This is a genomic window from Ornithinimicrobium sp., from assembly GCF_030537745.1.
Taxonomy (GTDB): Bacteria; Actinomycetota; Actinomycetes; order Actinomycetales; family Dermatophilaceae; genus Ornithinicoccus.
Window position 1 is genome coordinate 1 of sequence record NZ_JAUNVI010000017.1, and the last position, 12,699, is coordinate 12,699.

General features: G+C 68.7%; 11 protein-coding genes. 6 read left to right on the forward strand and 5 right to left on the reverse strand.

Going from position 1 to position 12,699, the window contains the following annotated elements; all coding sequences use genetic code 11:
* Genes Q4P07_RS05535 through Q4P07_RS05550 form a run of 4 tightly spaced genes read right to left on the reverse strand, consistent with a single transcriptional unit; the run spans position 1 to position 3,452 of the window.
* Positions 1-1,194, reverse strand: a complete 1,194-nt coding sequence (locus tag Q4P07_RS05535) for a cytochrome P450 (RefSeq protein ID WP_303373902.1) — start codon at positions 1,192-1,194, stop codon at positions 1-3.
* Complete coding sequence (locus Q4P07_RS05540) at positions 1,191-2,159, reverse strand: amidohydrolase family protein (RefSeq protein ID WP_303373903.1); 969 nt, start codon at positions 2,157-2,159, stop codon at positions 1,191-1,193. The genes Q4P07_RS05535 and Q4P07_RS05540 overlap by 4 nt, the downstream gene beginning before the upstream one ends.
* Positions 2,156-3,052: a fructosamine kinase family protein gene (locus Q4P07_RS05545; RefSeq protein WP_303373904.1), complete on the reverse strand. Its 897-nt coding sequence runs from the start codon at positions 3,050-3,052 to the stop codon at positions 2,156-2,158. Before Q4P07_RS05545 ends, Q4P07_RS05540 begins: the two co-directional genes overlap by 4 nt.
* Complete coding sequence (locus Q4P07_RS05550) at positions 2,946-3,452, reverse strand: low molecular weight protein-tyrosine-phosphatase (RefSeq protein ID WP_303373905.1); 507 nt, start codon at positions 3,450-3,452, stop codon at positions 2,946-2,948. Before Q4P07_RS05550 ends, Q4P07_RS05545 begins: the two co-directional genes overlap by 107 nt.
* 69 nt (positions 3,453-3,521) lie before the next feature.
* Here Q4P07_RS05550 and Q4P07_RS05555 point away from each other — a divergent pair, with 69 nt between their 5' ends.
* From Q4P07_RS05555 to Q4P07_RS05580, 6 genes are all read left to right on the forward strand, one after another.
* A complete protein-coding gene (locus tag Q4P07_RS05555) occupies positions 3,522-3,845 on the forward strand; it encodes a TraR/DksA C4-type zinc finger protein (RefSeq protein ID WP_303373906.1) in 324 nt (107 codons plus the stop codon).
* Between the two features lie 109 nt (positions 3,846-3,954).
* Complete coding sequence (locus Q4P07_RS05560; protein WP_303373907.1) at positions 3,955-5,844, forward strand: 2-oxoacid:acceptor oxidoreductase subunit alpha; 1,890 nt, start codon at positions 3,955-3,957, stop codon at positions 5,842-5,844.
* Positions 5,841-7,076 (forward strand): 2-oxoacid:ferredoxin oxidoreductase subunit beta, encoded by a 1,236-nt coding sequence (locus Q4P07_RS05565; RefSeq protein WP_303373908.1) that lies wholly within the window; start codon positions 5,841-5,843, stop codon positions 7,074-7,076. The genes Q4P07_RS05560 and Q4P07_RS05565 overlap by 4 nt, the downstream gene beginning before the upstream one ends.
* A complete protein-coding gene (rarD, locus tag Q4P07_RS05570; RefSeq protein WP_303373909.1) occupies positions 7,073-8,002 on the forward strand; it encodes an EamA family transporter RarD in 930 nt (309 codons plus the stop codon). The genes Q4P07_RS05565 and rarD overlap by 4 nt, the downstream gene beginning before the upstream one ends.
* An 85-nt stretch (positions 8,003-8,087) precedes the next feature.
* Entirely contained in the window at positions 8,088-8,711 is a 624-nt protein-coding gene (locus Q4P07_RS05575; protein WP_303373910.1) for a TetR/AcrR family transcriptional regulator, read from the forward strand.
* Positions 8,712-8,772: 61 nt separating this feature from the next.
* Entirely contained in the window at positions 8,773-11,643 is a 2,871-nt protein-coding gene (locus Q4P07_RS05580; protein ID WP_303373911.1) for an MMPL family transporter, read from the forward strand.
* Here Q4P07_RS05580 and Q4P07_RS05585 read toward each other — a convergent pair.
* Positions 11,613-12,614 carry a hypothetical protein gene (locus Q4P07_RS05585; RefSeq protein WP_303373912.1) on the reverse strand — a complete coding sequence of 334 codons (1,002 nt, stop codon included), beginning with the start codon at positions 12,612-12,614 and terminating at the stop codon, positions 11,613-11,615. The two genes, Q4P07_RS05580 and Q4P07_RS05585, sit on opposite strands and share 31 nt — an antisense overlap.
* Between the last annotated feature and the right edge of the window lie 85 nt (positions 12,615-12,699).

Below are 12,699 nucleotides of genomic sequence, written 5' to 3' on the forward strand. Positions count from 1 at the left end.
TCAGGCCAGGCGCGGGGTGGGCGTGAAGGAGATCGGGTAGTTGACGGCCCCGGTGTTGCCCGACACCGGCAGCCACCGGCCGGGGCCGTCGTGGTGCGCATCGGGCATCCGTGCCGCCAGGATCGGCAGCGCCACCGCCATGTCCATGCGGGCCACCCAGTGGCCAAGGCAATGGTGCACGCCCCCGCCGAAGCCCATGTGCATCGGGTGCTCGACCTCGATGTCAAAGGAGGGGTCTGGCTGTGCGCGAGGGTCGGTGCCGGCGCTGTGGGAGAGAACCTGGACGATCTCACCGGACCGCAGTTCGAGCCCGTCGCCCAGATCGACGTCCTCGAGCGCCTCGCGCGTGATCCAGGTAACGGTCGGGTTAACCCGCATGACTTCCTCGACCGCGTTGCGGCCGAGGTCGGGCCGCTCGCCGAGCAGCCGCCACTGGTCGGGGTGGGCCAGCAGCGTCTGCAGAGCCAGGGTCAGCTGGTTGCGCGTGGTCTCCATACCTGCGAAGACCAGGAAGACCAGTGCCACCGAGAGCTCTTCGGAGGTCAGTGCGCCAGCTTCCTGGTGCTGCACCAGCGAGGTCACCAAGTCATCTCTGGGGTTGGCCGACCGGTCCTTTACGACGGCGTCGCAGTAGCCATAGAGACCTTCGAGGGCAGCCTCGATCCGCGGCAGGTCATCCTTGATCCGCACCCCGAAGCACTTGCCGAGGTCGTCAGCCCAATGCGCGACGTGATCCCACTCGCTCTCGGGCAACCCCAACAATCGGCAGAGCACCCTGGAGGCATAGGGCTCGGCAAACTCCTTGACGAACTCGACCGATCCGCGCTCGCTGAAGCTGTCCACGAGCTCATTGGCCAGCTCGGCGAAGCCCGGCACCATCTGCGCGATCACCCCTTGCTTGAACGCTGGATTGAGGAGTCGTCGGACCCGCAGATGGTCTTTGCCCTCGAGCGAAAGGAGGGTGTCGTCCCACCACTGGCTGAACATCCCCGAGTGGATCCCGTTCTGCGCCGGCCACTGCGCGCTGCCCTGACGGAACCTTCGATCCTTGAGCAGAGCCGTCACCTCGGCGTGCCGAAGAACGGCATACCCGTAACTGGTCCGCGCCCAGAAGGACTCCTCCCGAGCCTCGTGCACGACCGCGCTGGTGACATCGAACATCGGGTCCGCGAGATCAAGGAATCGGGAGCTCATGTCGACACCCTAGGGGTGGTCTGGCAAGAACGACCGCCCGGTGTGTCGGCGGCGACCGCCCGGTGGGAGGGGTTGGCCTGGTCGAGCAACCGCTCGCCGTTGCGCCAGAGCACGTCCCGCAGCCAGTCCTCGCCCAGCTCCCACCGGTGCAGGGCCTGGAGCTGATGGGCGTAGGGGTAGGGGATGTTGGGAAAATCCGAGCCGAGCAGCACCCGGCCCTGCAGCTCGACCAGCCTGCTCAGGAAGCGGCGCGGGACCGGCGCGACCCGCTCCATAAAGTCGGTGCCGACCATGGTGGTGTCTAGGTGCACGCGCTCATAGCGCTCGACCAGGTCGGCGAAGGCGTCGTAGTCCGGCATGCCCATGTGGGCGATCACCAGGGTCAGGTCCGGGTGATCCGCCAGCAGCCGCACGATCGACTCCGGGCCGGTGAAGCGCCCCGCCCGGGGCCCGTGTCCTGCATGGATCACCACCGGCACCCGCGCCGCCGACAGCGAGGCCCATGCCCCGTCGAGCTGCGGGTCGTCTGGCAGGAGGTCCGAGACCGTCACGTGCACCTTGACCAGCTGCACACCGCCCCGGACGGCCGCCTCGACATACTCCGTCACTCCCGGCTCGGGGTAGAGCGTGGCGCACCGCAGCACCTGCGGATGCGTGTCGGCGAGCTTGGCGCACCACCCGTTGAGCCCCGCGGCCATCCCCGGCTTGTGGGCATAGGTCAGCGCCGGCACGCGACGGATCCCCAGCCCCGAGAGGGTATGGAGCCGCTCCTCCTGGGAGGTCCGGTAGTGGATCGGCCAGGGGACGCCGTAGTGACGCTCCCCCTCGTCGAAGAAGGCCCAGATCCTGGCCATCAACCGGTCGGGGTGGAAGTGCACGTGCACGTCTGCCAGACCAGGCAACCCGAGAGCGTCGAGATAAGCGGGGACCTCTTCGTCCGAGCGGGGCCCCCCGGCGCTGCTCACCTGACCGCCTCGCGCAGCGCGGCTCCCGCCTGCACGCCATACCCGCCGCCGAACAGCAGCGCGTGCACCAGCAGCGGGACGCTCTGGTAGAGCGCGATCCGCTCCGTCCACCCCACCGACAGCGGATAAGCCTCAGCGTAGGCCGATAGGGCCCGTCCGCTGAAGCCGCCGAAGAGCTGCATCATTGCCAGGTCGACCTCGCGGTGGCCGTACTGCGCGCACGGGTCGATCAACCACTCGTGGCCGAGGCGATCGATGATCCGGTTGCCCGCCCACAGATCGCCGTGGACGAGCGTCGGCGCTTCGACCGGCCCCAGGTGCTCGGCGCTGAGCTGCTCGACCAGCGCCGCCGTGCCCGGGTCGATCGCACCCGCGTCGGCCGCCTGGCGCGCGAGCGGGATGAGGCGCCGCTCGATCCAGGCCTCCTCCCAGGTGTCGCTCGGCGTGAGGTCCACCGGGCAATCTCCGAGGTAGCCCGTCGGCTCACCGTCGACCGAGCCGTAGCGCGAGCCCGTGCTCCGATGGAGCGCGGCCAACTCTTGGCCGAAGCGCTCTTCGGTCAGCGCGGTCCGGTGCTCGCCACGCTCGATCCAGGCGAGAGTGATCTGGTCCTCTGGAGCGTCGAGCACTTCGGGCACCCGGGCACCGGCCCCGGCGAGTGCCCTCAGGCCAGCCACCTCTCGAGCGAAAAAGAGCGGCGGCGCGTGTGGTGAGGTCTTGCGGAACGCAGCTCGGCCATCGGCGGTCGTGATCTGCCGCGGTGGCCCCGTGACGGTCACCACGGCCTCAACGCAGCACGCGGTGGGCAGCCACGATCTCCCCCGCCGTGCCGTCGGTGAGGGCCTGGACCAGCCCGGCGACCGCGTCTTCGACCTGGTCGTACATGGACACATAAGCCTCCCTGGGCAGGCCCCACGGGTCCGGCACGTCCCGCACGCCAGTTGCGGCGTCGCTGGCGAACGCCCCGAGCCGGATCACCTTGGCCTCGTCCTGGGGAGTGCGGGCCAGGGCCAGCAGATCTGCTTCGTTGGAGGAATCCATGACCACGATGAGGTCGACATCCTCGAACATCGACGGCACGAATTGCGCCGCACGGGTGGCGAAGGTGTAGCCCCGACGCTCCCCCTCGGCGATCGACTCGGGGTGCGGTCGGGAGCCGATGTGATAGTCGCCGGTGCCCGTCGAGCTCACGTCGATGTCGTCCAGGCCGGCTTCCTCCACCTGGCGGACGAGCACCGCCTCCGCGGCTGGTGAGCGGCAGATGTTGCCGAGGCAGACAGTCATGATGCGCATGGCCCCAGTCAACCATCGCCCGTTTCGTCGGCCCGGTGGGCGGGTAGTCCGTCGTGGGATGCTGTCGAGATGAGCGAGCAGGTCAGAGCGGCACTAGAGGCCAAGGCGGCGCAGGTGAAGGAGCAGATGACGAGCCTGAGTCGACCCGTGGAGGACCAGGGCAGCATCTCGTTCGGCAAACGGGTCGGGGACGGCACCGCGATGGCTGTCGACCGGTTGACGTCGGTTTCTGCACACGACAACCTGGGCACGATCCTGCAACAGGTGCGCCACGCCCTCGATCGCCTCGACGAGGGCGGGTATGGCGTGTGCGAGGTGTGTGGGGAGGCCATCCCCGAGGGCCGTCTCGAGGCGCGGCCATGGGCGACCCGCTGCATCCGCCACACGGACTGACCGCACCCGGCGTGGCCACCTTGCACCGTTGCGCCCATCGCGAAACCTGGGGACATATACCCTGACCTGGTTGGATCTGCAACCTACGCAGGCGTAGGATTGGGTCAATATGTCGTCTACGATCCTCACCAAACTCGACCGCGTCGTCATCCGTTTCGCCGGCGATTCCGGCGACGGCATGCAGCTCACCGGTGACCGGTTCACCTCGGACGCGGCAGCCCTCGGCAACGATCTGTCTACCCTTCCCAACTTCCCCGCCGAGATCCGCGCTCCGCAGGGGACTCTGCCTGGTGTCTCTAGCTTCCAAGTCCAATTCGCCGACCACACCATCGCCACCCCGGGGGACGCCCCGGACGTCCTCGTCGCGATGAACCCCGCGGCCCTCAAGGCCAACCTGCGCGACCTGCCCGCCGGGGCGACGATCATCGCGGACGCCGACGAGTTCACCAAGCGCAACCTGGCCAAGGTCGGCTACGAGTCCAACCCGTTGGAAGACGAGTCGCTGACCGGCCAGGGTTTCCACCTGCACGCGCTCCCGCTGACGAGCATGACGGTCGAGGCGCTGGCGGACTTCGGCCTGACCCGCAAGGACAAGCAGCGCGCCAAGAACATGCTCGCGCTCGGGCTGCTCTCCTGGCTCTACTCCCGCGACACGGCCGGCACCGAAGCGTTCCTGCGCGCCAAGTTCACCAACGCTCCCGAGGTGCTCGAGGCCAACCTGGTGGCGTTGCGCACCGGCCACGCGTACGGCGAGACGACCGAGGACTTCGCGGTCCGCTACGAGGTGGCGCCCGCCCCGATGCCAGCGGGCACCTACCGCACCATCACCGGCAACCAGGCCCTCGCGATGGGGCTCGTGGCCGCCTCCCACCGGGTCGACCTGCCGCTCGTGTTTGGTTCCTACCCGATCACCCCGGCTTCCGACATCCTCCACCAGCTCTCCGCCCTCAAGGCCCACGGCGTGACCACGCTGCAGGCAGAGGACGAGATCGCCGCGGTCGGGATGGCGCTGGGCGCCTCCTTCGGCGGTCGCCTCGGCGTCACGGCCACCTCAGGCCCAGGACTCGCGTTGAAGGCGGAGACGATCGGGCTGGCGGTCTCGACCGAGCTGCCGTTGGTCATCATCGATGTCCAGCGTGGTGGTCCGTCGACCGGCCTGCCCACCAAGACCGAGCAGTCTGACCTGCTGCAGGCCCTCTACGGCCGCAACGGCGAGTCGCCCGTAGCGGTCATCGCGGCGCAGTCCCCCTCGGACTGCTTCGACGCGGCGTTCGAGGCCATCCGGATCGCGACGACCTACCGCACGCCGGTCATCCTCCTCTCCGACGGCTACCTGGCCAACGGCTCGGAGCCCTGGCGGATCCCGGACGTCGGTGACCTGACCACGATCCACGTCGAGCAGACCACCGAGCTCAACGACGTGGACAAGGACGGCAAGCCGGTCTTCCACGCCTACGTCCGCGACCCGGACACGCTGGCCCGGCCCTGGGCGGTCCCCGGCACTCCGGGCCTGGAGCACCGGCTCGGGGGCATCGAGAAGGCCGACATCACCGGCAACATCTCCTACGACCCCGACAACCACGACAAGATGGTCCGGCTCCGCCAGGCCAAGATCGACCGGATCGCCGACTCGCTACCCCGGCTGGAGGTGGACGACCCGAGCGGTGACGCCCGGGTCCTGGTGCTGGGCTGGGGCTCGACGTACGGCCCGATCGCGGCAGCGACCCGCCTGGTCCGCGCCACGGGCGCCAAGGTTGCCCGGCTCCACCTGCGACACCTCAACCCGTTGCCCGCCGACCTGCCCACCCTGCTGCGCCGCTACGACCGCGTCGTCCTGCCCGAGATGAACCTCGGCCAGCTCGCGCTCCTGCTGCGCGGCAAGTATCTCGTCGACATTCGCAGCCACACGGCCGTCCGCGGCCTCCCCTTCAAGGCCGTCGAGCTGGCCCAGGTCATCCACGAACACCTCCTGGACCTCGACATCGAGGAGATTGCATGAGCAGCAGCACCGATCTGGGTATGCCGTCGCGCGCCGAGTCCACCGGCTCGCCCGCCGAATCCGACCCCGGCACCGGTCGCGTCCCGACCCTGCCCGAGGGCGAGAAGCTCACCAAGAAGGACTTCACCTCCGACCAGGAGGTCCGCTGGTGCCCCGGCTGCGGCGACTACGCCGTGCTCGCGGCAGTCCAAGGCTTCCTGCCCGACCTAGGGCTCAAGCGCGAAAACATTGTCTTCATCTCGGGCATCGGCTGCTCCAGTCGCTTCCCCTATTACCTCGACACCTATGGCATGCACTCGATCCACGGGCGCGCCCCAGCCATCGCGACCGGCCTGGCCACCGCACGGGAGGATCTGTCGGTCTGGGTCATCACCGGCGACGGCGACGCGCTGTCGATCGGCGGCAACCACCTCATCCACGCCATGCGGCGCAACGTCAACCTGACGATCCTGCTGTTCAACAACAAGATTTACGGCCTCACCAAGGGCCAGTACTCCCCCACCTCACATCAGGGCGCGATCACCAAGTCGACCCCGCTGGGCTCCATCGACCATCCCTTCACACCGGTCTCCCTCGCGCTCGGCGCCGAGGCCACCTTCGTGGCCCGCACGATGGACTCTGACCGCGCGCACCTCACCCAGATCCTGCGCGCCGCCGCAGAGCACCGGGGCACCTCGCTGGTGGAGATCTTCCAGAACTGCCCGATCTTCAACGACGGCGCCTTCCAGCTGCTCAAGGACAAGGACGAGTCGACCGCGCGCATCGCGCATCTGCACGCCGGAGAGCCAATCCGCGTCGGCACCGGCGAGCACGCCCGGATCGTGGTCCGCGACGACAACGGCCACCTGCTCGTCGTGCCCGAGAGCGAGGCCGACCCGGCCCACGTCGTGATCCATGACCCGAGCGACCCTGACCCGTCGGTGGCGTTCGCGATCTCCCGCCTGGACGACCCGACCATGTCGCACATGCCGATGGGCATCTTCCGTAACGTGACCCGCCCGACCTACGACGACGCCGTGCGCGCGCAGGTCCAGGGAGCCGTCCAGGAGCACGGCGGCCCCGCCGACGAGGACGACCTCGCCCAGTTGCTCCGCGGCGCCAACACGTGGACGGTAGACGGCACCCGCCCGGGGCAGGTCGAGCAGACCCTCGACGGCGAGCAGACCGACGGACCGACAGCCGCTGCGGGCAACGCTCTCGCGGACGAGGGTGAACGGGCCTTCGCCGAGTGACCAAGGCGTCCCGGCACCAGGAAGGCACGATCTACGGCTTCCTGGCCTACCTGATCTGGGGAGCCTTCCCGCTCTACTTCAACGCACTTCACCCCGCCGGCCCGTGGGAGATCCTGGCCCACCGGATCGTGTGGACCCTGGTCCTGTGCGGCGGCATCCTGCTGATCACCCGCGACCTGAAGTGGCTGGTCACCCTTGTCCGCCACCCCAAGCGGCTCGCCGGCGTCACCCTCGCTGGGGTCCTGATCGCCACCAACTGGGGCGTCTATATCTGGGCGGTCATCTCCGGACACGTCACCGAGGCCGCGCTGGGCTACTTCCTCAACCCCCTGGTCACGGTGGCACTCGGGGTGGTCATCCTGGGCGAAAAGCTGCGGCGTATGCAGTGGGTCGCCGTCGTCATCGGCACCGTGGCGGCGATCTATCTCACCTTCGACTACGGCACCCCGCCCTGGATCTCCTTGATCCTGGCGTTCTCTTTCGGGACCTACAGCCTGCTCAAGAACCGCCTGGGGATCTCGCTGTCGGCGCTGCAGTCGCTGGCTGGTGAGTCACTGATGATCCTGCCGGTCGGGATCGGCATCCTGGTCTGGTTGTCCGTCCACGAAGAGACCACCTTCGTCGGGTACGGGACCGGCCATATGTTGCTGCTCCTCTCGACCGGGGTCGCCACCGCCGTGCCCTTGCTCTTCTTCGCTGCGGCCGCGTCGCGGATCCCACTGTCGACGGTGGGGCTGCTGCAGTTCCTGACGCCCATCCTGCAACTGTTGACCGGTGTCTTCCTGCTGGGCGAGACGGTGCCGCTCACCCGCTGGGCGGGTTTTGCGATGGTGTGGGTCGCGCTGGTGATCCTCAGCCTCGACATGCTGGGCCAGGTGCAACGGTCCCGCCGCATCCGTCGGGATCCCGTCCACCCGGCGCCCTGAAGGTGAGTCAGCCCAAGACTCCGAATGCGCAAATGCACATGGTGCAGATTTGCATGGTGTGCAACCTTTGATTTAGGCTCGTCGCGTGCAGCAGATCCTGGGCCGGCGTGAGCTCAACAAGACGCGTACCCGGGAGTCCATCACTGCCGCGCTCCGCCACCTCGCCGAGCAGTCTCCGCTGGAGGAGGTGACCGTCGAGCAGCTGGCCGAGGAGGCCGGGATCTCCCGGCGCACCTTCTTCAACTACTTCGGCAGCATCCCCGCGGTGATCAGCGAGGTCTTCACCTCTCATGCTGCGGTGATGGTCGAAGCTCTCGACCTGGAGCTGCTACGCCGGGACCCGATCGAGGCCGTGCGCGCACTCGTTGCGCACGACGCGATCCCGGCGGACTTCCTCGGGTGGCTCGCCGCACTGAACTGCCATCAGAGCACCAGCGAAGCCTCGGTCCTGGTCGAGCGTGCGGTCTGGGCCGACCTCGCAGCGTGGCTCGAGGGCGAACTCGAGGTGATGTTGCCCGCGCGCACCGATCCGCTGTATGTCGCGACCCTCGCCGCCGGGGTGATGGGCACCTTCGCCGCCGCCGAGCAGGCGTGGCTCGCGGGACTGGGCGGACGCACCGTGCTGCGTCCCGCCGACCTTCGCTCCTTCACCGGGCACCTAGACCACGCGCTGAGCTATCTCGCGCAAGGCTGGCGCATCCCCACCTGACCCACGTCCCCACTCATCCCCTCACCCGCACCATCACAGACCTTTTGGAAAGGACCACCTCGTGGCCACCCTTCTGCACCGCCTCGGGCGCTGGTGCGCCCATCGCCGCCTCAGCGTGATCATCGCCTGGGTGGCGCTGCTGACGCTCACCGTCGCCGGCACCCTGAGTTTTGCCAAGCCGCTGTCCAACGAGTTCTCCATCCCGGGCAGCCGGTTCGAGACCGTGCTCGAGACGCTCAAGACGCAGATCCCCGAAGCAGCAGGCACCACCGGCAGCATCGTTTTCACCAGTGCTGCGCCGTTCACGCAGGCCCAGGAAGACGCGATCGCTGGCGCGGTCAAGGAGTGGGGCACCCTTGCCGGCGTAAGCGCGACCGACCCGTTCGAGGCGCAAGCCGCACTGGACTCCAGCCAGCAGGACCTGGCCGACGGACGCGATCAGCTCGCGGACGCCAAGGACAAGGTCGCCGACGGAGAGAAGAAGCTCGCCGACGGCAAGAAGCAGCTGGCAGAGGGTGAGAAGCAGCTCGAGGACGGTCGCGCCCAGCTCGAGTCCTCCCGCACCCAACTGGAGGACTCGCGGGCCCAGTTGCGTGCCGGACGCGAGGAGCTGGAGGCTGGCCAGGCCCAGCTCACCTCACAGCTGGCTCAGCTCGACGCCGCGCAGGGGGCGCTCAACACCCAGCGCAGCCAACTGGAGGCAGGGGTCGCGGCCGGCCAGGTGCCGCCGCAGCAGGAGGCCCAGGCCCGCGCCGAGATCGCCGCTGGTCAGGCCCAGATCGACGCCGGTCAGCAGGAGGCAGCTGCCGGCCAGACCCAGCTCGATGCCTCCCGTGCCCAGCTCGAGGCCGGTGAGGCACAGCTCGCCAGCGGCCAGGAGCAGTTCGACACCGCCCAGGCTCAGCTCGAAGCAGGCGAGAAGGCGCTGGAGGAGAACCGCGCCAAGATCAAGACCGGCGAGGCGGAGCTGGCCGACGGGCGCGACCAACTCGCTGCGGGCGAGAAGGATCTCGCCGCCGGCCAGCGGATGGCTGATCTGACCGACGGTCTACGTCTGGTCACTGCGGACCGGACGGTCGCGATGACCCAGCTCTCGGTCCAGGGCGGCGATGGCGTCATCCCGCCGGAGACGACCTCGACTATCCAGCAGATCGGCAACGACCTGGAGAGCCAGGGGATCACCGTCGACTTCAGCAAGGAGATCACCGACGACCTGTCCAGCCTGCTCGGCCCGGGCGAGGTGATCGGGATCGGGGTGGCCGGGGTGGTGCTGCTGATCATGCTGGGCACCTTCCTGGCCGCCGGGTTGCCGATCCTCATGGCGTTGATCGGCGTCGGGGTCGGCCTGACCGGCGCGCTGGCTCTGTCCTCGCTCTACAACATGCAGTCGATCACCCCTGTTCTTGCCCTCATGCTGGGGCTCGCCGTCGGGATCGACTACTCACTGTTCCTCATCAACCGGCACCGTGAGCAGCTGCGCAGGGGTATGCCGATCCGCGAGTCCATCGCGCTCGCGGTCGGCACGTCCGGCAACGCCGTCACCTTCGCTGGCCTGACGGTGATCGTCGCTCTCGCTGCCCTGACCCTGACCGGGATCCCCTTCCTCGGGGTGATGGGCTTGGTCGCGTCCGCGACCGTCGCCGTCTCGGTGCTGGTCGCGCTCACCCTGACCCCCGCCCTGCTCTCCGTCATGGGCCTGCGGGTGCTCCCCAAGAAGGCCCGCCTCGCCCTCACCGAAGGAGTGGACGAGGAGGCGCTCGCGCAGCAGGCCCGCAAAGACCACTCCTCCCACGGCTGGGCCGCCATCGTGCAACGCCGGCCCTGGCTCTCGATCCTGGCCGTCCTGGCCATCGTCGCCGGCCTTGGCTACCCGACCGGGGCGCTGCGTCTGGGCCTGCCCGACGGCAGCTCCGAGCCAGCCGGCTCGACGGCATACCAGACCTATGACACCATCCGCGACGCGTTCGGGGCCGGCGCTAACGGCCCGATCATCGCCGTGGCGGAGCTTGATAAGCCCGTGGCCGCGGGCCAGACCGCACTCCTCGAGGCTCAGGCCGACATCGCCGAGGACCTCGCCGCGGTCGACGGCGTGGTGCGAGTGCTGCCGGCAGGGGTCAACGATGCCAGGGACGTCCTGGCTTTCCAGGTGCAGCCGGAGGGAGGCCCGGCCGAAGCCTCGACCGTCGCGCTCGTCGACCGCCTTGGGACCGCCGCCGAGCAGATCGGCACGGATCACGGCGCCACCGTCGGCCTGACCGGTCAAACCGTGGCCAACATCGACATCTCCGGGACGCTCGCGGACGCCCTACCTCTCTACCTCTTTGTCGTGGTCGGACTCTCGCTGATCCTGATGCTGCTGGTCTTCCGGTCGGTCGTGATCCCCCTGCTAGCCACGGCTGGTTTCCTGCTCAGCATCCTGGCGGCGTTCGGCGCGGTCGTGGCGGTCTATCAACTTGGCCACCTCTCGTGGTTCTTCGGAGTCAACGAGGCCGGGCCGATCCTGTCCTTCCTGCCCATCCTGCTCATCGGCATCCTGTTCGGGCTGGCGATGGACTATCAGGTGTTCCTGGTCTCGGCGATGCGCGAGGAACACGTCCACGGCAAGGACGCACGGACCGCGGTCGTGACCGGCTTCAATCACAGTGCCCGCGTGGTCACCGCCGCAGCCATCATCATGATCTCGGTGTTCGCCGGCTTCATCTGGGCGCATCTGACGATGGTGCGCCCGATGGGCCTAGGGCTGGCGATCGGCGTCCTCGTCGATGCCTTCCTGGTGCGGATGACGCTGACCCCTGCGGTCATGTCGCTGCTCGGCGAGAAGGCCTGGTGGATCCCACGCTGGCTAGACCGGATCCTGCCGGACGTCGACGTCGAGGGCGCCAAGCTGGAGCGCCATCTGGCTCAGCCGGAGGCGGTCTCCCCCAGTCGCTGACCGGCAGCCTGCAACAAGGTCCGGGCGCCCGCTCGCGCCGCAGCATCACCCTGCGTGACCTGCAGCGCGAAGCGGCGCCCGTCCCTCTTGTAGATCACCATGCCAACCCCTCCGGCGCCGACGATGTAGGCGGTGCGGTCAGGAAGCATGCGCAGCCCGATCCCGCCCCACTTCATCGGGTCGAGCTCGGCCACCGTGACGCCAACGACCTGCCCGGCCAAGACCCGCCAGATCCGCAACCCCAAGATCCTGGACCGGATCGTCAGGCCGCCAGCGTCCACCGTGACCACGACGGCGGCCCACGAGAGCGCCAGCCCACCCGCCAGCACTCCCGTGACCACCATCACCGCGATCAGCCAGGGGCTCTCGCCGGAAGCGATCATCCAGGCGCTGATCGCCATAAAGATGAAGAGCACTCCCCACCCGATCCCAGCCATCGTCCGCGACTCGATCGACGTGCTCCAGCGCTCGACAGGACGCACCGCCCGCCCCCGGACGGGCCGCACTCGTGAGCGTTCCGGCACCAGGCCCACCGCCTCTTCGACAGACGGGACGACGCGGCCATGCACGACATACGCCACCGCACCCCCGAGCAGCCCCAGCAGGACCCCGGCGATGGCCCATCCGTCACCGACGGCGTCCGGCCCGTCCAGACCCACCCTCCAGACGGTGACCAAGTAGACCGCGACCGCGCCCCACCCCATCGCCGCCGTCACCGCGACCATCCACCGCGACCACGCCTGCGGGATGGCGCGCTGCAACAGCGCCGCGGCGGCGGCGGCCAGCGCGGCCAGAACCGCGGTGGTGAAGATCACCGTCAGGAATCCCGCTCCGGTGGACCAGCCGTCCGGCCCCCGACCCGACCAGTGCGTGGGGACGCGCTCGGGCGGCGGCAGGACCGGCACGAGCAGCAACAGCGCGGCGAGGGGCAAGATCGCGAGCAGTCCGGCGAGGGCACGGCGGGAGTTCATCGGGGTCACCTTCGGTCGGGGCAGCGGCATCCCAGAGTATGTCGAGCCGGAGCGCTACCGTGGAGCCACCATGGACACCCCGTTG